Raw genomic sequence first — 22,257 nt, forward strand, 5'->3', positions numbered from 1 at the left:
GCTCTAGTAGATGTTCGACGGGCGGACCATGCCTTCGGCGAGATCGCCGAAACCGGGCGCCATGATGGCACCGGGATTGCCCAGCACCTCTTCCACGACAGCGGTCTCCGTGGTGATCAGAAGTGCCGCGATCGAGGCCGCGCTCTCGAGTGCGGCGCGGGTGACCTTGAACGGGTCGATCACCCCGTCGTCGAACATGTCCCCGTATTCACCGGTGAGCGCGTTGAACCCGTGCCCGAGCGGTAAACCTGCGACCACCTCGACGACCTCGTCGCCGTCGAACCCGGCGTTGATCGCGATCCAGCGCAGCGGTTCGGCGAGAGCGCGGCGCACGACGTCACACCCGATGGCCTCGTCGCCGGTCAGGTCGAGATCGGCCAACGCCCGATGCGACTGCGCCAGCGCGGTACCACCACCGGAGACGATCCCCGCCTCCACCGCGGCGCGAGTGGCGGCCAGGGCGTCCTCGACGCGCAACATCCGCTCCTTGAGCTCGACGCTGGTCGCGCCGCCGACGCGGATGACGGCAACCCGACCGGTGAGCCGGGCGATGCGCAGTTCGAGGCTTTCCTGGTCAGCCTCGATCTTTGCGCGCTCGTGCTGGGATTCGAGCTGGGCGATGCGAGCGTCGAGCAGGCGCTGGTCCCCGTGCCCGCCGACGATCGTGGTCTCGTTCTCGGTCACGGTGATGCGATCACACGAACCGAGATGCTCGACACTGATTTCGGACAGTTCGATGCCGGTGTCCTTGGCGATCACGTGCCCACCCAGTGCCACCGCGAGGTCTTCTAGCTCGGCGACCCGGCGATGTCCGAAACCGGGGGCCCGGACGACCACCGACTGCATCGTCTTGTGCATGTTGCCGCCGACGAGAAGTTGCAGGGCCGGCCCGTCGACCTCCTCGGCCAGCACCACCAGGGGCCGGTCGGCGCGCTTGGCCACCTCGATGCTCGGCATGATGTCTTGAACCTGGGTGATCTTCTTGTTGGTCAGCAGGATCAGCGGATTGGTATGCACCGCTTCCATCCGCTCCGGGTCGGTGACCATGTAGCCGGAGATGTAGCCGTGATCGAACTCGATGCCGTCGACGATGTCGACCGACAGCCCGAGGGTGTCGCTCTCCTCGGTGGTGACGACCCCGGACTTGCCGACGTAGTCGACGGCCTTCGAGATGGCGTGCCCGATCACCTCGTCGTCGCTGGCGGCGAGAGTCGCGATCCGCTGCAGATCGCTTTGCCCGCCGATCTGGGAGGCCTGCTCGTGGAGGGAGTCGACGACCACGGACACGGCCCGTTCGATGCCGCGGCGCACCCGCATGGGGTTGGCCCCGGCGTCGACGGACCGCAGCCCCTCGCGGACCATCGCCTGGGCGAGCACGGTTGCCGTGGTGGTGCCGTCGCCGACCACACCATTGGTTTTCATCGCCACTTCCTTGACCAGCTGCGCACCCATGTTGGCGAAGGGTTCGCGGAGCTGTATCTCGCGGGCGATGGTCACGCCGTCGTTGGTGATCGTCGGTGGTCCGGTGAGCTTTTCGAGCACCGCGTTGCGCCCCTTGGGGCCGAGGGTCACCTTGACCGCGTCGGCGAGGGCGTTGACGCCGTGCTCGAGCCGCGCCCGGGCGTCCGTGTTGTACCGCAGCTCTTTTGCCATGGCTGATGTCCTTTCGTGCTTCGAGCGGAGGATGCGACGTGCTACGGGACGAGAATCGCGCGGCCGCGCACCCGGCCGGCATCGAGATCGTCGAGTGCTTGCTGGAAGTCCTCGAGCCGGTACCGGGTGGTGTGCAGGGTGACCTTGCCCTGGGCGGCAAGGGTCATGAGCTCCTGGAGGTCGTTGTAGGAGCCGACGAGATTTCCGATGAAGTTGATCTCGGTGGAGATCACATCGATCGTCGGGACGTCGATGTTCTCGCCGTACCCGACGACGTAGTAGTTCCCGGCGCGGCGCAGCATCGCGATCCCCTCTGCGGTCGCGCCGCCCTCGCCGACGAAGTCGACGACGGCTTCGGCGCCGTGACCGCCGGTCAGGTCGAGCACCTGCTGGATGTGGGTGCCGTCGGCGACGATGCCGTGGTCGGCGCCGATCTTCACGGCGAGTTCGACGGCCGCGGGGTTGCGGTCGAGCACGACCACGGTGACACCGGAGATCGCCTTCAGGACCTGAATGCCGATGTGACCGAGTCCGCCGGCCCCGATCACGACGCACACCTCTCCGGGCCGAGTCGTCTTCGCGGCCTTGGCAAYGGCGTGGTACGCCGTCAGGCCCGCGTCGGCGAGGGCGGCGACGTCGGCCGGTTCGAGCGAGTCGTCGATCCGGACCACGCTGCGGGCGGTGGTGCGCAGATATTCGGCGTACCCGCCGTTGACGTCGATGCCGGGGAATGTGCTGTTCTGGCAGTGGACGTCGTCTCCGAATCGGCACGCCCRGCACAGTCCGCACGTGATGAGCGGGTGCAGAATCACCTTGTCGCCGACCGCGACATTGGTGACGGCGTCGCCCACGGCGTGGACCCAGCCGGCGTTCTCGTGGCCGATCGTGTACGGCAGCGCGACACCGGACTTCGCCTCCCACTGCCCTTCGAGGATGTGCAGATCGGTGCGGCACACACCCGCGCCGCCGATGCGCACGATGACATCGAGCGGGCCGTCGATCGTGGGTTCGGGAATGTCGGTGAGCTGCAGTTTGGTGTGGTATCCCACCACTTGCACGGCCTTCATCGCGGGCTCCTGGTTCTGAGATTGGTGATTCGCGGTGTGGCGCCGACGGATTCGCTGTCGGCGTAACGGGTGGCGAGCAGGCCGCGGCAGAAATGCGCGTTGCCTTCCATCGAAATGCGCACCGACTTGGCGAAGCGCAGCCGCATCGGCACCGATTCCGGGGAAATGCGCTTGCCGTCGTCGTCGACGAACACCCGGCTGGCCGGGCAGATGCTCAACCCGATGCCGATCCTGCGACGCAGCAGCGCGGCCTTGGCCTTCCCGGGAGCGAGGTCGCTGAGGGTGAGCCGGTAGATCTCGTTCACACCCACATCGGTGGTCTTCAGGTGCGCCTCGACACACCGCTCCATCGCCGCGGCGTGCGCCTTGGACCGGAACGTTCGGCGCAACTCGTGCAGACTCTCCTCCGCCTCGGAGCCGAACGTCCCGACGTATCCGGCGTCCGCCGCGAGACCGGCGTTGATCTTGTCGCTGTCGTGATGGTCGTCGAGCAGCACCCGCACCTCGCCGATGTCCTCGACCAGACGCAGGGCGTCGAGGGCGTCGGAGGCCATGAGGTAGGCAAAGTTCGGCGAGCAGAACGCGGTGGGCAGCCGCAGGTGCACGGTGACCCCGTCGTCATCGAGGGTGACCGACCGGACGAAGCCGAGATCGGTGATCGGCTCGTCCAGTTCCGGGTCGGCGACCGTCGACAGGGCGATCAGGACGTCCTGTTCGGTGCAGACGAGGGCCGCGGTCATGACGACACGGTTTCCCGCGCCCCGGCAGCGACCTCCACACCTTCTTGCCCGGCCTGCTCGGCCAGTCGCAGGTTCGCGGGAACGTCGATGTCGTACAGCGCTGCCGCGTTGAGGCCGAGGATCTTCTGCTTCTGCTCGACGGTGATCGGGGCGTACTCGCCCTGCATGTCCTCGGGGATCTGGAAGTCGACGAACTTCTCGATCAGCCACTTCGGGGTCCACAGCGCATAGTCGCTGCCGAACAGGATCTTGTCCTCGCCGATCCAGTAGAGCAACTCGCCGATGATCTGGGCGAAGTAGCGGGGCCGGGTGTGGATGAACGGAAGGGCAACCGCCAGGCCGCCGTACACGTTCGACTCCTGGGTGGCGATCCAGCAGAAGTCCTCGAGGCGTGGCAGGCCCACGTGCTCGACGACGAACCGCAGGTCCAGGTAGTCGGTGGCGACCTTGTCGATGTCGGAGACGTCGAACGCGTCGCGGTCGAGGGGACGGATCGTCGGGCCCTTGTGGACGTGAATGTTCTTGATCCCCAACTCGATGCACTCTTCGAGGTAACGCCGCGACCACGGATCGTCGAGTTTGTAGCCGCGGGAGTCGCCGTGCCATTCGGCGGTGTAGAGCTTGACGCCCTGCAGGTTCATCCGGTCGGCGTCCTTGCGGAGCTGTTCGAGCCCGGCCTCCTCGTGACGGGGATCGTAGGCGTGGTTGTAGGTCAGTTTGCCGGGGTGCTTGGCGACCAGGGCGAGTGCTTCGTCGGTTCGCCCGAATCCGTTGTGGTAGAAGTCGCTGAGCAAGGTGGCCTGGAAGATCGCGTGGTCGACGTATCCCTCCACGAAGATGTCACGCTCGAAGCGTTCGCTGCCGTAGTACGTGTAGGTGTCGTAGTCCCACACGACCTCTTCGGGGCTGAGGTTCTTGTGATAGTCGTAGAAGCAGTCGATGAACTGCTTGCCGTGCACATTCTTCTGGTTCGACTCGCGGGCGTCCCAGACGTGTACGTGGCCGTCCACGATGAAATATTTCTGACCGTCCTTCTGATACATCGGGTCCTCGCTTGATCCTGGTTTTCGGGTGGGCTGGGGGTGTCCGGGGCCCCCTGTGTGGCCCCGGACGGCTGCGATCTACTGCGCTGTGAGGTCGAATCCGATGTACTCGGCGGCGTCCTCCGGGCTGGCGAACAGCAGGGTCTTCTCGTCGAGGTGGACCATGCGCCCGTAGTGGGTGGAGCTGATCTCCTCGAAGATGGACCCGTCGAATTCCTGACCCAGGGCGTCGGTGAGTTCCTCGTAGTCGAAGTCGAGCAGGCGCTGGCCGTCGACGCGGATCATCGACGGGTACTCGGTCAGCTCGACACCGTCCTTGGCGCCCATCACCTCCGCGACGACACGGCCGATGGGGGTGTTCATCAAGGTGACGCCACACATGTTGGAGAACTCGGTGGACGATCCGAATTGCATGCTCACTGGTCCAACTCCTTGGGGATGTCGAGCCCGAGGTCCTCGAGCAGGGAACGGAACTTGTCGGTGGCGGCGTCGAAACTGGTGGCGAAGGTGATCGCCTTGTCGGCCGGCTGTGACCAGATCGGCTGCAGCGCCCGGGCGGCGTCGAGGCACCGTGGCACCCAGATGGCGAGCCAGGTGCCGAACAGCTCCTTGTTCGCCTCCCCGTGCTCGGGGTCTCGGGTGAGCAATCGGAACAGGTTGCGGGTGTAGGCGAGGTCGCGGTCGTAGTCGTGTTCGCCGGTGCCCACGATGGTGGGCGTGATGTAGTCACCGTTCCCGGCGGCGATCTGCATGACCAGTTCGCTGCGGAACAGGGTGCCGACCAGCTGCTCGAAGACGATGTTCGAGCCGAACAGCAGCTCACACCAGTCGGGAACCGCGGTGAGCCGCTCGACGACCTCGCGGGTGGGCTGCCACTCGGGCGCGGACTGCCAGACCTCCTGGTGGGCGGTGCCGTCGAAGTTCTCGGTGGCCTCGGACAGATCCAGGTTGAACAGGGCCAGGTCTTGGGCGAAGCGCATCTTGTGGGCGGCGTTCACCGCGACGGCGGTGTTGATCATGTTCGTCGGGCAGGACCGCTGGATGGAGGTGAACACGTGCAGCGCCAACCCGTTCTCGGCGTGCATCCACGCCCCCAGGTTGCGGGAGACGAACGTCAGCCACGGCGTGTTCCAGCCGTCGTAGACCCGGGCACGCTTGGCGTTGGACAGGCACAACTCCACCTGGTGGACCACCTTGGAGTTGTTGCGGTAGATGGTCTGGTCCCATTCCTCGTTCGGATCGAGGAAGGCGTGCCAATTCGACGACTTCGCGGCCGTCCACTCCTGCGGATAGCCGCCGGGACCGTCACCGAAGCCGTAGATCCAGCCCTGGGAGAGGTGGCGGTCGGGATCGGGCTGCACGTCGACGGTCACGTCCTCGTACATCGTCGACCTCTTCTTGGCCGGCGTGTAGTAGGTGAAGGTGCGGCTGCGGGAGCTGGGGAACTCCAGCGCACCGGCTTCGGAGTCGGTGAACTCGATCTTCGGGAAGCTGCGTTGGTTGGACTCGGCGGTTGCGGTCATCTCGTTTCTCAGTTCTGTCGGTGAAGCAGGAAGGTGGTTTCCCAGGACGTCTACTCGAAGGCGGGGCTGGTGAACTTGTCGTAGAAGATCTGGTCTTTCGGGGTGTCGTTCGCCTCGAGCAGTTCCAGGGCGGCGTCGACCATCGGCGGCGGCCCGCACAGGTACACCTCGGTCCGGCCGATGTCCGGTTCGCGGCGGCCGACGACATCGGTGACGTTGCCGTCCTCGACGGCGATCGCACCCACCGGCGGCGGGTCCATCGATTCCGAGAGGCAGGCCACGAACGTGAAACCCGTCAATCCTCGTCCGAGTTCGAGGATCTCGTCGACGTAGAACAGGTCCTGTGGGGTGCGGGCACCGTAGTAGAAGTGCACCTGCCGGGTGTTGCCCGTCTCGCTCATGTGCCGCAGCAACGAAAGAAGCGGAGCCATCCCCGCGCCGCCGCCGATGAAGACCATCGGAAGGACATGGCCTTCCTTGATGGTGAACGACCCGTACGGTCCGGTCAGGGCGATCTCGTCGCCCACCGAGATCCCGTCCTCGAGCAGCCCGGCGAACTTGCCACCGGGGTATTTCTTGATGAGGAACTCGACATGCCCCGGCGTCGATCGGGTCGTCGCCATGGAGAAGGACCGATGCTGCTCGGTGCCCGGGATGTGCAGGTCGGAGTACTGACCGGGTTTGAATTCGTATCCCGCCGGTTCGACCGGAGCCAACCGGAGCGACACGATGTCCTTGGTCATCGGCTCGATCCCGGTCACCCGAGTGCGCACATCCTGGATGGGGACACCGCCGAGAAGTTCGTCCTCGTCGAAATTGAGCAGCTCGATGGTGCAGTCGCTGTACGCAGTCGAGCGGCAGAGCAGGACGTGTCCCTCGTCGACCTCGGCGTCGTTGCACGCAAACGTCGAGTAGTCCTCCATCTGGATATCGCCGTCGAGGACAAAGGATTTGCAGGCCGAGCAGCGTCCCTCGCGGCAGCCGTGCATCAGGTGGATGCCTTGCCGGAACGCGGCATCGAGGATGTACTCGTCTTCGCCGACTTCCATCTCGATGTCGACGGGCTCGAAGTTGATACGGTGCTTGTCGGCCACGGGGTCTCTCCTGGACTCGTGAAAATGAATGGTGAAGCGGTGGGTGGCGCCGGAGTGGCCGCGGCGCCACCCACCGAGCCTGGGATCAGGCCGGAACTGTGCCGCCGGCGCGGTACGCGGCGATGTGCGCGTTGCGTTCGGCGTCGGACATCTCGTTCAAGAGCACGTTCGGGCTCTGGAAGGTGTTGCCCCGCACGTCGTCGAGAGTCCACATCTTCTTCGGATCGTCCAGATCGAGGTGCGGCTGGCCGACCAGGGTCTTGCCGTCGTCGCGGACGTAGCCGAGATCGGAGACGATGTCGGCGAGGTCCTTGCCGTGATGCAGGGTTTCCCACTCCCGGAATCCGGTGAGCCGGCCCATGTTCGGGGTCGGTCGGCCCTGGTACTCGCTGCGGAACGCGACGGCGTCGGTCCAGTAGCAGGTTTCCGAGCAGTAGGTCCGCCACTGGTCGTCGACCTTCTCCACGACCATGTCCTCACGGATGAGGGCGGGAACCATGCAGGTCCAGCAGCGGTGCGGGTACTGGTATCCGACCTCCTCGAACGCGATCGGTTTGTTGCGGCCGGGGTAGGCGAGCCGGTTGTACTCCTCCCACCACTTTCCGTACTTCGAGTACCAGCCCGGGTACTTGTGCTCGAACCACTCGAAGTCCTTGTCGGTCATCGCGTCGATTCGCCAGTAGTTCACCGGCCATCCGGTGGCGAAGAACCGGGCCACCTCGTGGACGTAGCCTTTGTCGGTGATCCGCTTCCACGCCTCCTCCACCAGGTCGTGCGGGATCGTCAGTCCGTACTTCTCGAGCGGGATGAGGTAGCTGCGGTAGTAGTCGTCGTAGATCCACCGCCGCCACATCTCGGCGTAGCTTTCCCGGTCCTTGCGGCGGTCCTTCGTGCCGTACTCGATGAAGGTGCCGATCGCGGCGTCGACGACGCAGTGGTTGTTCCACCACGCGTACCGCAGGTCACGTTCGAGCAGTGGACGGTTGCGCTCGTCGGCGAGTGCCATCAGCAGGATCGAGTAGCCGTTGGAGATGTGCCGCGACTCGTCCGACTGCACCGAGTGGAAGACCGTCGGCAACAGGTAGTCACCGTTGGCGGCCGCCTCGTCGGGCATGGCTACGAACAGGGTGTTGGTGAACGCCGTCTCGGCGACCACGGTCAGGTAGATGTTCGCCGCGGTGATCGCGTCGCCGGTGATGAACCCTTCACCGAACTGCCTGCCGATGGTGCCCGCGTAGTTGTTCGCGAACGCCTTCTCGGTCATGTCGAAACCGGCGGGATCGATGTAGTTGTTCATGTACAGCTTCTTGAGGTTCATCTGGATCGTCGAGTGACGAACCTCGTCGATCATCTGCACCGCCAGCCCGTTGTGGATTTCCGGGTTGGGGACGGCGTCGATGGCCATCGGCATCGCTCGGGCTGCCGAGATCTCCGGGAACGGAATGATCGACAGGAACAGCTTCTGCCACTCGAGCCACCGCTGCTGCACCTGCCGGAACATGTTGCCGCGGATGGCACCGTCCATGGCGCCGTACACGCGGTTGTCCTTCTCTTCCTCCATCGGGAAGTAGGACCGCATGATCTGTTTGAGAGGATCCTTCTTCGGAGCCTTCTCGAAGGTGTAGTCGGTGCCGAACCGGGTGGCCGGGGTTGCGAATGTCGGATCCCATGACAGTTCGGTGATTTTCGCGTGGGCCTTTGTCAGGCTTTGCCTACTCAATGTGCGCCTCCTGGATCGTGAGCCGGCCGGGTGCCGGCTGTGGGGGGACGTTGTGGAAGTTGATTGAACCCCGTGACCCAGCTCTCATCCGTCTCAGTGTGAGACGCAGGTCACCTTTGGGTGGGTGGTGGCTGCCTACACTTGCCCCGCGCCGCGGCAGACCCATGCAGCCCTCGATCAGTCGACCCAGGAGACCCGAGCGAGTGACCCCACAGCCCACCAGCACGTCACACCACCGCACGACGCCGAAGTCGAACTCGGACTCGGACTCGGACTCCGAGGGGGCTCCGGCCTCGAGTTCGCCTGCGGGATCGGACTACCTTCGTCTGAGTAATTGGCTCCGGGTGTCCTGGTCGCGATCTCGGCAGGCGTTGGGCGACGACGACCGGCCCGCCGCCGCGTACGTCGACCGCGCGGCCGCCGATACGGTGCTCGAGCGCGCCGCCCGATCCGTGCTGCCCGACTTGACCACCGCCATCGAAAACGAGCCGGTATCACTGATTCTCACCGATGCGAACGGCATCGTCCTCTCCCGCACCGGTGGCGACAGCGCCTTGTTCACCGCACTCGACCGAGTCGACCTCGCCCCGGGCTTTCGCTACGCGGAGACCCAGGTCGGCACCAATGGAATCGGTACCGCGCTCGAGGTCGGCCGACCTCTCCTCGTGGACGGAGACCAGCACTTCAGTGGTCCGCTGCGGTCCTTCTCCTGCGCGGGAGCGCCGGTGACGCACCCCATGACCGGAGCGATTCTCGGTGTCGTGGACCTGACCACCGCCGCGCAGAATTCCAACACCCTGCTGCTGTCCTTCGCCACACTTGCCGCAGCCCGCCTTCGCGAGCGCATGCTCGACGACGCAACCGAACTGGACCGGGCGATCTTCAGTGCGTACCGGTCCGCATGCCGGCGCTCCAGCCGACCCGTCGTCGCTGTCGGTGACGAGGTCGTGATGATGAACTCGCTGACCCGGCAACAATTCGACTCACCAGACCAGATGGCGATCCTCGAACGCACCCGAGACATCGGCGGCGAAACGGCACCGGTCACGATCCTCACCGACCTGCCCAGCGGAACGGTCGCACGCCTGAGTTACGAGCCGGCATTCACCGGTAGCCGGCTGGCCGGAGGTGTTGTTCGGATCACGAAACAGGTTGCTTCGCAGCGTCTTTCCACTCCGAAGGCGAATGTTCCCACCCCGCCCGCGATCGCCGGYGCCAGCCCGCTCTGGCGGCACACGGTCCAGGCGGTCGTCGACGCCTGCCGACGACAGGACTGGCTCGTCCTCGACGGAGAACCCGGCGTCGGCAAGACCGCCCTGATCCGAGCGGCGCACCAACTCGTACCGGACCGCGGACTCGCCGTACTCGACGCCACCGCACTCGGCGACGATCTCCTCACCGAGGCCTCCGACGAACTCGACAGCGGATCCGACCTGGCAATACTGCACGCACACGCCCTGAACGACGCTCATCTCGCCGCGCTCGCGGACCTACTGCAGGGCCCCGAGGCGCAGGAGCCACCTCGCAGACCGTGGGTGGTGCTCACCCGGTATCCCCAGGACTCGACCGACACCACTCCACTGCTGCGCATGTTCCCCAAGTCGGTCACGGTGCCACCCCTACGGCACCACCTGGACGACATTCCGGATCTTGTGCGCAGCCTCCTCGACACCCTGGGGGCCACCGGCCTCACCCTGGCTCCAGCCGCCTCGAATCAGCTCGCGCGTCTGGCGTGGCGCGGAAACGTCACCCAGCTGAAGAAGGTTCTCGAGGACACTTGCCGGCGGCAACGGGCCGGTGTCGTCGAAATCGACACCCTGCCTCCCGCATGCCGTTCCACCACACGCCGAACGTTGACCAGGATGCAGGCGCTCGAGAGGGACGCGATCGTGGACGCGCTCGCGCTTCATGCCGGCGACAAGACCGCCGCCGCCACCGCCATCGGCATGTCCCGAGCGACGATCTACCGCAAGATCCGCGAATTCGGCATCGTGCTCTGACCGACCGTACCGCGGGAATGTCAGATTGAGACATCGCTGCGCTCTCCCTCGAGGGATGCTCTCGCCGAACCACATTCACCCGCCCAGACTCGGGTGTCAGACAGGAGAAATCGATGACCAACCCGAACGGACTCACCACAGTCGCCGGTGCGCCGGTACCCGACAACCAGAACAGCCTCACCGCCGGCGCACGCGGTCCGATGCTCCTGCAAGACGTCTGGCTTCTCGAGAAACTCGCGCACTTCGACCGCGAAGTCATCCCCGAACGCCGCATGCACGCCAAAGGTTCGGCCGCGTTCGGCACCTTCCGCGTCACCCACGACATCACCGCACACACCAACGCCGCCGTATTCTCGGAGATCGGCAAGCAGACCGAGGTATTCCTGCGTTTCTCCACGGTCGCCGGCGAGCGCGGCGCCGCCGACGCCGAACGCGACATCCGCGGATTCGCCGTCCGCTTCTACACCGAGCAAGGCAACTGGGATGTCGTCGGCAACAACACCCCCGTCTTCTTCTTCCGTGACCCCCTCAAGTTCCCCGACCTCAACCACGCGGTCAAGCGCGATCCGAAGACGAACCTGCGCTCGGCGGAGAACAACTGGGACTTCTGGACCAATCTCCCGGAGGCGCTGCACCAGATCACCATCGTGATGTCCGACCGCGGCATCCCCGACGGCTACCGGCACATGCACGGTTTCGGGTCACACACCTTCTCGTTCGTCAACGACGCCGGGGAACGCTCCTGGGTGAAGTTCCACTTCCGCACTCAGCAGGGCATCAAGAACCTCACCGACGAAGAGGCTGCCGTCGTCGTCGCCGGCGATCGCGAGTCGGCGCAGCGCGATCTCTTCAATGCAATCGAGGAGGGCAATTACCCGAAGTGGACCCTTTTCGTGCAGATCATGCCGGAAGCCGACGCCCAGACCTACCGCTATCATCCCTTCGACCTCACCAAGGTGTGGTCCAAGAAGGACTATCCGCTCATCGAGGTCGGGGAACTCGAACTCGACCGCAACCCGGAGAATTACCACGCCGACGTCGAGCAGGCGGCCTTCTCCCCGGCGAACATCGTCCCCGGCATCGGGTTCTCACCGGACCGCATGCTGCAAGGCCGGCTGTTCTCCTACGGCGACGCCGCCCGCTACCGGCTCGGCGTCAACCACCACCAGATCCCGGTCAACAGTCCCAGAGGGGCAACCCACGTCAATTCGTTCCACCGTGACGGCGTCATGCGGGTCGACGGCAACCTGGGCAGCGTCCCGAGCATCGAACCCAACTCACACGGCCGCTTCGCCGACCAGCGGAGCTACGCCGAACCGCCACTCGAAGTCGGCGTGGTCGCCGACCGGTTCGACTACCGAGCAGACGACGACAACTACTTCGAACAGCCCGGCAACCTCTTCCGCAGCATGACTGCCGAACAGCAGACGGTGCTGTTCGAGAACACCGCCCGTGCCATCACCGGAGCGTCGGCTGCCGTCATCGAGCGCCACATCGCCAACTGCACCCAAGCAGACCCCGCCTACGGCGAAGGCGTGCGAAAGGCCTGTGAAGCGCTCGGCGCCTTGTAGTTCGCGCATCCCAGCCCGTGATCGGCGCGCATCACCGCGGATCACGGGCTGGGGTCGCACCGGCCAAGCAGTCGCTCCCGTCGTCGCGCCTATCGGACCGCGTTCGGCACCGCACCCTCACCGGAGACCGGGCCGCGTCCGTCAGCGGCGCCCCGCGGCACCGTGAAGGTGGCGGCGACGCACAGAATCGCAATCGCGAAGCAGGCGATGGTGTACCAGAGATTTCCGATGGGATCGCCGTTGCTCGTGACGCCGTCGACAGCGCCGAAGTAGCTGGGCAACGCGGTCACCCACAGAATGCCCATCACGGCGAGGTACACCACGCTGTAGGCACGGACGAAATCGTTCGAATAGATCGGAACGTCGGACGTCCCCCGTCGAAGTCGCGACCACTGCCGGACCAGGATCGGGATCGCGACGAGCGCGATGACGATCAGTTCGGCCGCGTAGAGAATTCCCCGGACCGTGGTGCTCTCCATTCCGAGGACCGTCGCCGGGATCGGGAGGATGAACGTGCCCGCCGACGCCAGGAGACCGATCACGATCGTGCGCCACACCAGTTCGAGTCCGGTGAAGTCCCGGCCCCGGTCGGCGTAGCGGCCCACGAAGAACTGAACGCACAGGGCCAGCGACATGGGCCACAGGGCCGCGAACACCACCACGCTCGGCAGTGGGACCGAGTCGAACATGGGCTGGTTGACCGGGTTGGTGGTCGACCATTCCCACCACCTCAGCTGCGGTCCGAGCTGGTCGAAGATCTCGTAGAACGCGTGGTGCACGAAGCCCACACAGACCGCGCCGACGAGTACCCCGTACTTCCGGAAGACGCCGAGCATCCGGACGAGCTCGAAGGCAAGCGTGGCCATCAGCGGATAAATCGCGATGATGTACAGCGGTAGTCGGCCCCACAGGAAGTCCACGGTGAACACGTTGTGCGCGAACATCGTGTCCACGTGCTCTTCGATCCCGAAGGCCGCCGGAAAGTACAGCGGTGGCTCGATGACGAACAGGTACGCCGTGGCGCCGAACCAGAGCACCAGGTTGGTCGGATCGCCGTTGCGGCGCCAGCGCAGGATCGCGAATACGAGCGCGAGCACCGACCCGACCACGATGGTGAGCTCGAGAACCGGCAGGGTCCAGTTCTCCAGCGCCGACGGGCTACGGACCTCGACGAGTCCGCCGGCCTCGGCGCACGAGAAGCCGAGCGCTGCCGAGAGTTGGTCGAAGGTGGGTGAGCAGAGGTCGGCCATCAGTTGACCACCGCCGGGACGGGATCGGTCCGGCGTTCGCGTGAGTCCGCGGTGTACCACCGGGTGCAGTCGTAGCCTGCGTCGTATCGGGCGAACCACTCGTCGGCGAGCGCGGGCAGCTTTTCGTGGGTGGGGTCGTGTTTCGGCATCTGACTACGGACGATGCCGGCCAGTGCGGTGAGCTGTTCACCGCGCGGGAGGTCGTCGAACGCACGCGGCATGACACCTTTGCTCAGGTAGGGCGCGAACGACGTGAGCAGTTTCTGCTTCGTGCGGTGCGTGGCGAACATCGACATCGAATCGACCTTCCGCTCCCTGATCGGCACGTGCTGATTGAAGCCGGCGCAGGCGATCCGCATCACCTTCATCACATGTGCGAAGATCGACGGCGCCATCCGCATCCGGTACAGCTCTTCCCCGACAAGGGAATTGAAGATGATCATCGCGGAACTCCGGTGTTCGACCTCTTCGACGAAATGCCAGATGAACAGGGACGCGACGCGGTCGTCTCCCGGTCGGAAGAGGGTCGCGTCGTTGTCGAGCATCAGTTTGAACACCGGCGTGAAGGTTGCCTCCAGATCCGCGGTGTAGGCGAGTCGGTAGTTCAGGGTCGTCGCCTCGGTGAGGAGGTCGTACTCGCCGATCACGGCGTCCAGGGTGTTCTGGAGCCCCGGGTATCGCTTGATCAGGGCTTTGACGTGCTGGCGATGCGCGGTCGAGTGGTGACCCTCCTGACGCATGAACGCCATGGCCTCTTCTGCGACCTCGGGGTCGGTCATCCGTGGTTTTGCCTGCATGATCGCCTTGACGATCATCTTCTCGAAGCCGACGGCCAGGAACGAGATCGCATTCGACATGTTCGACCAGGCCGGGTTGTCGGGGTTCCAGAGGAACGGGACGTCCTGTTCGTCAAACGCGAAATCCATCTTTCTGGGGTGCAGGTCGGTCATGTGGGATACCTCGTCTCGTGCGACATGAGTGGGCTGCAGCCTCTGGGCAGGTAGAGACCCGAGCGTTTAACAACATACACACATCGATGGGTATGTATGATTAAGTTTCCCAAGCAACGGGTTACCGATCTGAACAATTCGGTTTTGCGCATGCCAACGAGCCTCGGTCGCGGCTCCATCAACGATGGGGTGCCGGTCACCGATCGCGATGCGGTCCCGCGCCTGTTCCGGAGACCTGGCGCTGTCGTTACTCACGGTTCGGTTGCCACCGAACCCGGAAGGAGGAGGGCGTTCGTCCCGCCTCCAGGCCCGGGTCAGTCGACGACAGCGCCCCCGGTGAGGTTGATCTCGGCCGCGGTCATCGTCGTGGCCCAGTCGGACGCGGCGAAGACGGCCGCGTTCGCGACATCGGCGTGGCTCGGGCGCCGTGGCAGCAGCAGATGGGTGGCGTCCGGGTCGGGCTCGTCCGGTTTCGGGGAGCCCGGCGACAGTAGCCAGGCGACACGGACACCCTGCGGCCCGAGCCCGGCGGCCAGCTGTCGGCACAGTCCGGCGAGTGCGGCCCACGCGACGTGGGAGCCACCGAGGTTCGGGATAGCCTCCCGTCCGCCGGCCATGACGAGGATGACGCCGGTGCCGCGTCCCACCATGTGGCGTGCAGCGGCCGTGGCCACGGTGAAGCTCGTCGTGACCGCCTTGGCGACTGGCTGCATGACGTCGCCGACCCGCATGTCGACGAGCGGCGTGCCTTGGATGTCGTCGTTGAAGGTGGCGTTGAAGCAGACGTCGATGCCGCCGCTCTGGTCCGCCACCGCCGCGGCATGCCGTTCAACCGCGTCCCGGTCCACCGCATCGAGAACCGTGACGTGCGCAATCCCGCCCTCGTCCCTGATGCGGTGGGCGACATCCTCGAGCGTGGCGCGCGTGCGTCCGGTGAGGTGCACCTCTGCGCCTTCCCGCGCGTACGCCCGCGCGACCGCGGAGCCGATGGCGCCACTGCCTCCGTGGACGATCGTGGTGCGGTTCTGCAGCAGCATCACTCCTCCGCCTTCCGTCTCTCGCGTACCAGGGTAGGACCGCGAGAGGAAGGCCCGCGCGAGTTTCCGGACTTCATCGGCACGAGCTCGAGTGGCGTCGAGCTGCAGCTCGGGCGTCGTTCTCGGGGCCCCGGACCATCAGCTGCGCGGCATCCCAGTCCTGCGGTGAGACGTTCTGTGCTGGTGCTCTGCTCGCTTGTTGGTGCCGGTCGGTGGCGATGACATCGGCGTGCAGGTTCGGTGACGACAGCACCCGTACTCCGGCGTCGACGTAGTACGCGAGCGCGGCCGGGGAGGTCAGGTGTGCGCGCACCGCGGCGCGAGAGGCGTCGACGATGAGGACGTCCCCGGCCCGAAGCGGCAGCAGGGTGGGTGCGTCCTGGCCGAGGTGCGCGATCGCGGCACAGCGGGGCCCGCGCGTGCGGACGGCGCGGGTATGTGCGGCCACGGACTCGGTCCGTGGAAGGTCGTCCCCATATCCGGAAACGGTAGCGGGTGCGAACACCCGGGTGGGTGGATCCGGGATCGGTGGCTGTATGTTCAACGCCAGGATTCAGGCTACCCAGCTGCGAGGATGGCACCTCCAGTACCCTCACGGGACCGATTTGCAGAGCCCTCTATCTGTGGGAAGTGGACGTCGTCACGGGCACCCCGCGGTTGAATCCGGCTTGCTCTGTTTAGTTGGGTTCCTATAAGCGCCAACCTATCTCGCATAGCTGTGACGGATACGGTGCCGCTGCCCGGCGCCACACGCGCGCGCCGTGGCCTGCCATGAGAAACGCCCATATCGTCAGTACCCACGAATCGGCGACGCTCGCGGCGTGCGCAAGTGCGGCGGCGGTGGGCAACATGGCGTGTGCATATGCTGAGTGCGCTCAATTCGCTCCAGTACCGCTGAGCATGTTCGGTTTAATGGCGCACGGTTACTCAGTCGCGGGCTGACCTGCGTGGTGATCCCGTCGCTATGAGCGCGGTCGTGCGTCCGCCAACCCCGGGCAATTGCCGATGAAGGCAGGCTGCCCGGTCTGGCCCGTCGGCACTATTGCAACCACCATCTTCGGTGGTCCCCGTACGCCTCCCAAGCTCTGGCCCAGGCCAGCGGATGGCCGCTCGTAGCCAGCGTCGTAGAACACCGGTGTCACACGCAGAGAAGCACTGGCCACCCTGCGCGAAGGAAAGTAACGGCTGGCCATGTGGGGTTTCGGCTGTCGACTGGTCATCGAGGTCAGGCRAACTACCGACGCGACAGCCGGAAACCGACACGGAAACGCGGATGTCGATTGCCATTCGACCTGAGGCACGAACGTACAGTCCGGACCTGCTGTGCAGACGGGACTGAACAGCGGCACGAACTCCTGCCAGTCGAGCTCGAGGGCGTGTGCATCTTCGACATCGTCGTTGTCGGGATGTCGGACGTATGATCGACGGACCGTCGGGGGCGCCCACGCGGAAGGATGCCCAATGGACAATTGGTGGTTGTACTACAGTCCGTTTCCCCACCCTGTCCGGGAGTGGCTGTGGCTGATTGTGCAGCAGATCTGGTAGCCCGCTGACGATCCTGGACGTCCACCTCCTGCTGTCCTCTTGGCAATTCTGCGTCCATATCAGTTGTTGGTGACGACGAATCCTTTCCCGACGGGGTTGGGTTGGGCGTTGATGCCGTCGAGGACGGCAGCGAACTTGATGTACTCGAACGCGAACAGCGCTGTGTCGAATCCGCGGACCATGCCCACGATCTCGGTGTTGTTCTGAAGTACGGGTCCACCGGAGTCGCCTCCGCCTGATTGGGCGTTGCTGTAGAAGCGTGTCGTGTTCTGTGAGGCGATCGACCCGCAATGGACGCCGGTACCGGCCCCGTCCTTGCAATGGGGACCCGCCGGGTTGGGGGAGCCGATTCCGTCGACTCGGGAACTGGGACCATTCGATGTGAGTACCGCGTCAGCGTTGAGGTAGATGACCACCCAGTCGACGCCGGTCCCGCCGCCGGGACTGCGGTACGCGATGTTGCCGATGTGTTCCCGTGGTCCGGTCGGCGCATAGCGGTAGACGGGTGCACCGTCGGGTGTGCCGTCGACACAGTGGGCGGCGGAGATGCCGATCTTGTTGCCGAGCAAGTCGGTACCGACGACGCCCATCGTGCAGAACTCGATGATGCCGGGCGGGTGCGGCACCGGGTTCAGGTCGTCGGTCCATGCGATGCCGTTGGACACGACACCGGTGGCTGATGCCGCCGGCGCGTTGACAAGGAATGCGCCGAGGGTGACTGCGAGACACGCAACATACCCGTAAAGCCTTCTCAATTGTGTTCTCTCTTCCTCGCGGCAACGAGGGGCTATCTGTAAGCCGCTCTTCTTGGCGGCCGAGTTGCGCTCGGCTCGATGTTTTTCTTCACGGCTGACTGTCGGGGTCCGCAAGCAGCGGGACTCTGGCTGCCGGTCGCTGTTGGCTTCACGCTCGGCCGTCGACAAGGCCGTCGGGGCACAGGCTGGTTCGGAAGAACGGCGCGGTCGGCGGCAGTCCACACGGATCGGTGGTGGGATTGGCGACGACCTGGAACCGCACCAACAGCGGATACAGCTCGCCCGCAATCACCCGGTCACAGAGGACGCGGACCTTGCTCCCGGGCACCCGGTGCGAGGGAGTCGTCGACCCGGGCGTATGCCCGACGGTCCGAGCGCGACGAGCGCGGCGATCGCGCCCGTGAAAGGGGGCGAAGTCGGTGACCGTCCGACTGGGCGACAGCTCGATGACGGTCCACGACATGATCGTGTCGTTCCCGACGCGGGATTCTTGCCCGGTTCGGTGCTGCGGCACAACGAGCACGTGGACGCGTCGGCGGCGAGCATGGTGTGGCACTGATCGCAGCAGCGGATGGTGAAGACGTCGCGTGCGACGAGAGGGGAGCGGGGGAGCTGATCGCGGTGGAGCTGATCGTGCATCGGGGGCCTCGACTTGTAGAGTTCGGGGGTTGTGCGACTCCCACACTCCTCGCGAGRTGACCATCCGACGACGGCAGAACGGCCGATAGGCATACCTGTTTTCGTGCCCGGGGCGTCCATAGGGTCGAGATCCGCATGGCCTGGGTCGTGGGTTTGACCGGGTCCGGGCGTCCCGGATCAACGCGGGGCATGGTCGTCCACGTGCGACCCCTCGGGGTATTTGCACACTCGTCGGTGGGTCGCCGCGATCCTCGCGGCGAACCCGGATGTCGATGGCGTGCAACATCGGCCGAGAACACCCTCGCCTGGATGTTGGCCGATGACACAGCCGCACACACCACCCCGCCGTCACCGCCGCCAGAGTGCGAATCGGAAATCGTCTGCCCAATTCGGGTGAAGGGGCGCCGAGAATGCGTGCATGGAAACAGGCGAACGAGACTGGGGCGAGGGGCGACTCGCTCCGAGGGTGACACGTGAGCCGAGGGCCACCGCGTCAAAGGTGCGAACAGCGGCGGTGACACGGTTGATGTGTTGTGGCGCAGCCAAGCGCAGCCCCCGCCAACGATGTAGATCAGCTGGCAGGGGCGCTACACGGACAATCTGCACGTAGTAGCGCGCAGCGCACGATTGATCTTCGTGAGCCGGCACAGGGAAGTCCAGGGAATGTGATCCATGCCATTGCAGTATTTACGCATCTCCGGACTACCGACCAGTAAGTGTGATTTCGACACGGCTTGCTGCGGTGCGTGCACGATCCGGATGGAGTTTCCGAGGGCGATCTGCGTGATCCTGCGACAAGGTGCGCTACCGGACCTGTTGTGTTTTGCTTCGCCGCAGCAGTACCGGCGGGCTTCGATAGCGAGTGATTGAGTGGCAGTTCCGTTTCATTCCCGATTGTTCTGTGCTGCAGCGTGTCCAGTCGCATGAGCAGCTGTTCTGCGCAATCGAGTATCTGTAGCGAGCCGGTCACCTACAGTTGTCGCCGACGACCAACGGCCCAACCGGATCACTACCTGCGGGCTGGCAGGCAACCCCGCACGAATTGTGCTGGCGACGCGAAATGCTTGGGCGACGTAGCCCAGGCGCCAAGGTTGTGACGTAGAACACAGCTGAATTTGTAGGAGAAGCCTGGCGCTCAGGGATGTTCGGTTGCAACCCTGAGCTGAGACCCAAACCTCCAGACCCAAATACGGGTATGGGTGTAGGTAGTTCGGCCAATGTGCAGGTGTCGAAGTCGGTCCAAGGTAGCTGGTATGCCGCCGTTCGACGTGGCTGCCGAAAATTTATCTGCACGTGAGAGAAGAGTTGTCATGGCACGAACTACCGAGAACCTGGGCGCAAGTCTGCTGAATACGTTGCGGGTCGGTGTGGTTAGCACCGTTCTGTACGCCGGACTGATCATGGGCGTAGTTGTGGTGGCGGTGTGGAAGTTCCCGATGCCCGGCGTATAGGCCCGCACCGACCCATGGCCCTGCGCCGATGCCGGCCAGTGAAACACTCGGTGGCAGTTCGGCGATAGAGCTGACAGGGGCGTCGTTGTGCCCGTGGCTCCGCGTGGCCGCTGATCAACGCGCGAAACCCATGGGGGGCCCTGTTGCTGTGGAAGGGACGATAATGTTCGGGACCGGCGTAGGCCTCGTGGTTGCTCTGCTAGCGGTGACGCTTCTGGTGGTCCCCGTCTCGCTCGGTGTAGCGACGAGAGCCGACACGAAGGTCCGCCGCCTCTCAACGTCCCGAGCGTCCGCTCCGAACATGAGGGGATCGGTCGCGGACGTGCATGAGCGGTGCGATCAATGGCGGCAGCTGGCGACACGGGCGTGGCTGCTCTGCGGCGGCGCCTCGCTGGTCGCAGTGGCGGTCGTGGGTGTGCTGATCTGTGTCGGGTGAGGTCGGCGGCCGCCGGGAGTGCGCGGGGTGGTTACTTCTCGGCTGTCGGTGCGCGGCGGCTGAACCTGCGACATCCAGCCCGCGCCTGCAATATTACCGGAGTCTGAAACTATCTCGGCCCCAGCGCCATACGCGCCAGAGACGCAGTTACGCCCAGGTGAGCCGAAGCGACCCGGTCGGAGTGTAGTCCGCTCCGGCCGGGACTCGCCGGGACATGCAACAGGTACCCGCCGCGTGAGCCCTGACCGCGCTCCCCATGCAGTGCGCGTCGGGAGGGGGCGCGCTCCAGTCGAGAAGCGCGGTTCCGCGTTGGTGTACCTGGGTGGTTGGCGTCGCTGATGTCTCCTCGGATGTGCTGCGTGTGAAATTATCGCCCGGATCGACGGAACTCGGCGGAACGGTGTGTGCACCAATCGCTGCTAGCCAGTACAGGTTCGGCTTGCGCCGTATTGGTTTGGCGACCTGCTCCTTCATGTTCCGGTGCGAGGAAAGGGTAGACCCGCCGCCCGCCCCGATCGCTGAAATGTGACCCAGGCCACACGCCTTTCTCGGTGGTCCAACTTCGGCCGGCGGCCGTCGGTCCAAGCACGCCCACGTCGGTATCGCGCATCCGAATGCGGGGTGGGCTGTGGCGGGACGGATTTCGGTGCTGACCGATCGTCTCGCCTAGTAGCGAGCCTCCCGAAGTCCGCTCGTCCGGGCGCAGAGAGATCGTCGGCATGTGGTGCACAGCGCCCGGTGGCGGGTGCGGGTGTTCGAGACTTCCCGGTCTGTTCCTCGTGTGGTGCGGTTGAATGGGTGACATGGCGTCGTCGTCGGGTGAGCAGCTGTGGCAGACGTTGTCGGATTCCGGGTTGGCAATGGTGTGTATCCGCGGGCCGGAGTGCCGACGAGCGGATCTGCTCCTGCCCGGGAATGAATCGGTGGGGGAGCTGACCTGGCTGGCCCGGGACACCGAGGAGATCGCCGACGRGTACCGCGACCACCGATAGCGACACACAGCCGAACCGCGACGGCGCTGGCGCGGACCGGCGGCGCCCACCGAAGAAGCGGCACGGTGGTCTGTTTTCGTGTGAGCGGGTATCGGTGCACATGCAGGTGGACGCGGGATTTTCCGGAGGTGAGGCGCACCGGTGCCGGTGGTAGCGTCGCGCAGGCTGCAGGGGTGCGATCGAAAGTCCCCGGGGCGACGTCGCTCCCAATCTTGACCAAGGGCTGCAGCGGCGAAGGGCACGGAAGGTGCGGTAGATGGTGCAACAGCAACGGGCGGCGGTGACTCGGGCCCAGATCGTCCGCGGGGCAGCGGAAATGTTCGACAAGTCCGGGTTCGAGGGTGCCAGTCTCGTCGAGATCCTCGAGGCGGCGGGCATGACGAAGGGGGCCTTGTACTTTCACTTCCGGTCCAAGGAGGATTTGGCCCGGCACATCATCGCCGAGCAGCACCGGATCTCCATCTCCGCGGTGCWGGCGATCGCCGCGCAGGAGGCGTCGGCGATCGACCAGATCGTGATGCTCTGCCACGAGATGGCCCGGCAGATCGTGCAGGACCCGATCGTGCGGGCCGGGATCCGCATCACCCTCGAGCTCAGCGCCGACGATCGTGGCCCCGCGGGCCCATACCTGGATTGGATCGCCGCCTGTCAAACGTTGGCGGCCCGTGCGGTCGCCGAGGGCGACCTTGTCGACACCATCGACCCGCCGACGTTCGCACGGTTCGTCATCGGCGCGTTCACCGGAGTCCAGACCGTGTCCCAGGTCCTGGCCCATCGCGTGGACCTCGAGC

General features: G+C 65.1%; 19 protein-coding genes and 1 pseudogene. 6 read left to right on the forward strand and 14 right to left on the reverse strand.

Annotation, left to right across the window (positions count from 1 at the left end; translation table 11 throughout):
- Positions 1-3: 3 nt before the first annotated feature.
- The 8 genes from groL to AC1D1G_RS25085 all read right to left on the reverse strand — a co-directional run bounded on the left by groL (position 4) and on the right by AC1D1G_RS25085 (position 8,840).
- Positions 4-1,653 carry a chaperonin GroEL gene (gene groL, locus AC1D1G_RS25050; protein WP_005242375.1) on the reverse strand — a complete coding sequence of 550 codons (1,650 nt, stop codon included), beginning with the start codon at positions 1,651-1,653 and terminating at the stop codon, positions 4-6.
- Between the two features lie 41 nt (positions 1,654-1,694).
- The gene (locus AC1D1G_RS25055) at positions 1,695-2,720 is read right to left on the reverse strand and encodes an NAD(P)-dependent alcohol dehydrogenase (RefSeq protein WP_477954106.1); all 1,026 of its coding nucleotides are present in this window, start codon (positions 2,718-2,720) and stop codon (positions 1,695-1,697) included.
- Positions 2,717-3,460 (reverse strand): iron-sulfur cluster assembly protein, encoded by a 744-nt coding sequence (locus AC1D1G_RS25060; RefSeq protein WP_477954107.1) that lies wholly within the window; start codon positions 3,458-3,460, stop codon positions 2,717-2,719. Before AC1D1G_RS25060 ends, AC1D1G_RS25055 begins: the two co-directional genes overlap by 4 nt.
- Positions 3,457-4,503: an amidohydrolase family protein gene (locus AC1D1G_RS25065; protein WP_283352011.1), complete on the reverse strand. Its 1,047-nt coding sequence runs from the start codon at positions 4,501-4,503 to the stop codon at positions 3,457-3,459. The genes AC1D1G_RS25060 and AC1D1G_RS25065 overlap by 4 nt, the downstream gene beginning before the upstream one ends.
- Before the next feature lie 78 nt (positions 4,504-4,581).
- Positions 4,582-4,923, reverse strand: a complete 342-nt coding sequence (mimD, locus tag AC1D1G_RS25070) for a propane 2-monooxygenase effector subunit MimD (protein ID WP_005242368.1) — start codon at positions 4,921-4,923, stop codon at positions 4,582-4,584.
- The gene (locus AC1D1G_RS25075; RefSeq protein ID WP_283352012.1) at positions 4,920-6,026 is read right to left on the reverse strand and encodes an aromatic/alkene monooxygenase hydroxylase subunit beta; all 1,107 of its coding nucleotides are present in this window, start codon (positions 6,024-6,026) and stop codon (positions 4,920-4,922) included. The genes mimD and AC1D1G_RS25075 overlap by 4 nt, the downstream gene beginning before the upstream one ends.
- A 50-nt stretch (positions 6,027-6,076) precedes the next feature.
- On the reverse strand, positions 6,077-7,120 hold the full coding sequence (locus AC1D1G_RS25080) for a 2Fe-2S iron-sulfur cluster-binding protein (RefSeq protein WP_283352013.1): 1,044 nt from the start codon (positions 7,118-7,120) through the stop codon (positions 6,077-6,079).
- Positions 7,121-7,205: 85 nt separating this feature from the next.
- Complete coding sequence (locus AC1D1G_RS25085; protein WP_283352014.1) at positions 7,206-8,840, reverse strand: ferritin family protein; 1,635 nt, start codon at positions 8,838-8,840, stop codon at positions 7,206-7,208.
- Positions 8,841-9,184: 344 nt separating this feature from the next.
- On the opposite strand from AC1D1G_RS25085, the gene AC1D1G_RS25090 reads away from it, so the two are divergent.
- A complete protein-coding gene (locus AC1D1G_RS25090) occupies positions 9,185-10,840 on the forward strand; it encodes a sigma-54-dependent Fis family transcriptional regulator (protein ID WP_477954110.1) in 1,656 nt (551 codons plus the stop codon).
- Positions 10,841-10,953: 113 nt separating this feature from the next.
- Positions 10,954-12,411: a catalase gene (locus AC1D1G_RS25095; protein ID WP_477954111.1), complete on the forward strand. Its 1,458-nt coding sequence runs from the start codon at positions 10,954-10,956 to the stop codon at positions 12,409-12,411.
- An 89-nt stretch (positions 12,412-12,500) separates the two neighbouring features.
- On the opposite strand, the gene AC1D1G_RS25100 is transcribed toward AC1D1G_RS25095, so the two are convergent.
- The 6 genes and pseudogenes from AC1D1G_RS25100 to AC1D1G_RS25125 all read right to left on the reverse strand — a co-directional run bounded on the left by AC1D1G_RS25100 (position 12,501) and on the right by AC1D1G_RS25125 (position 18,411).
- Positions 12,501-13,661, reverse strand: a complete 1,161-nt coding sequence (locus AC1D1G_RS25100) for a hypothetical protein (protein WP_477954112.1) — start codon at positions 13,659-13,661, stop codon at positions 12,501-12,503.
- On the reverse strand, positions 13,661-14,611 hold the full coding sequence (locus AC1D1G_RS25105; RefSeq protein ID WP_009472926.1) for a metal-dependent hydrolase: 951 nt from the start codon (positions 14,609-14,611) through the stop codon (positions 13,661-13,663). The genes AC1D1G_RS25100 and AC1D1G_RS25105 overlap by 1 nt, the downstream gene beginning before the upstream one ends.
- Positions 14,612-14,925: 314 nt before the next feature.
- Positions 14,926-15,648, reverse strand: coding sequence for an SDR family NAD(P)-dependent oxidoreductase (locus AC1D1G_RS25110; protein WP_477954114.1), 723 nt, complete (start codon positions 15,646-15,648; stop codon positions 14,926-14,928).
- A gap of 166 nt (positions 15,649-15,814) precedes the next feature.
- A pseudogene (locus AC1D1G_RS25115) lies at positions 15,815-16,125 on the reverse strand (phosphatidylserine/phosphatidylglycerophosphate/cardiolipin synthase family protein); the annotation flags it as partial.
- A 1,127-nt stretch (positions 16,126-17,252) separates the two neighbouring features.
- Complete coding sequence (locus AC1D1G_RS25120) at positions 17,253-17,948, reverse strand: chymotrypsin family serine protease (protein WP_477954116.1); 696 nt, start codon at positions 17,946-17,948, stop codon at positions 17,253-17,255.
- A 148-nt stretch (positions 17,949-18,096) separates the two neighbouring features.
- Positions 18,097-18,411, reverse strand: coding sequence for a hypothetical protein (locus tag AC1D1G_RS25125; RefSeq protein ID WP_283352019.1), 315 nt, complete (start codon positions 18,409-18,411; stop codon positions 18,097-18,099).
- 1,486 nt (positions 18,412-19,897) lie between these two features.
- Here AC1D1G_RS25125 and AC1D1G_RS25130 point away from each other — a divergent pair.
- The 4 genes from AC1D1G_RS25130 to AC1D1G_RS25145 all read left to right on the forward strand — a co-directional run.
- Complete coding sequence (locus AC1D1G_RS25130; protein ID WP_283352020.1) at positions 19,898-20,038, forward strand: hypothetical protein; 141 nt, start codon at positions 19,898-19,900, stop codon at positions 20,036-20,038.
- A 163-nt stretch (positions 20,039-20,201) separates the two neighbouring features.
- Positions 20,202-20,474 (forward strand): hypothetical protein, encoded by a 273-nt coding sequence (locus AC1D1G_RS25135; RefSeq protein ID WP_477954117.1) that lies wholly within the window; start codon positions 20,202-20,204, stop codon positions 20,472-20,474.
- Positions 20,475-21,268: 794 nt separating this feature from the next.
- Positions 21,269-21,466, forward strand: coding sequence for a hypothetical protein (locus AC1D1G_RS25140; RefSeq protein WP_477954119.1), 198 nt, complete (start codon positions 21,269-21,271; stop codon positions 21,464-21,466).
- Between the two features lie 256 nt (positions 21,467-21,722).
- On the forward strand, positions 21,723-22,257 hold a 535-nt coding region (locus AC1D1G_RS25145), incomplete at its 3' end, for a ScbR family autoregulator-binding transcription factor (RefSeq protein WP_477954120.1).

It is taken from the genome of Rhodococcus sp. P3_B8 (assembly GCF_056402775.1).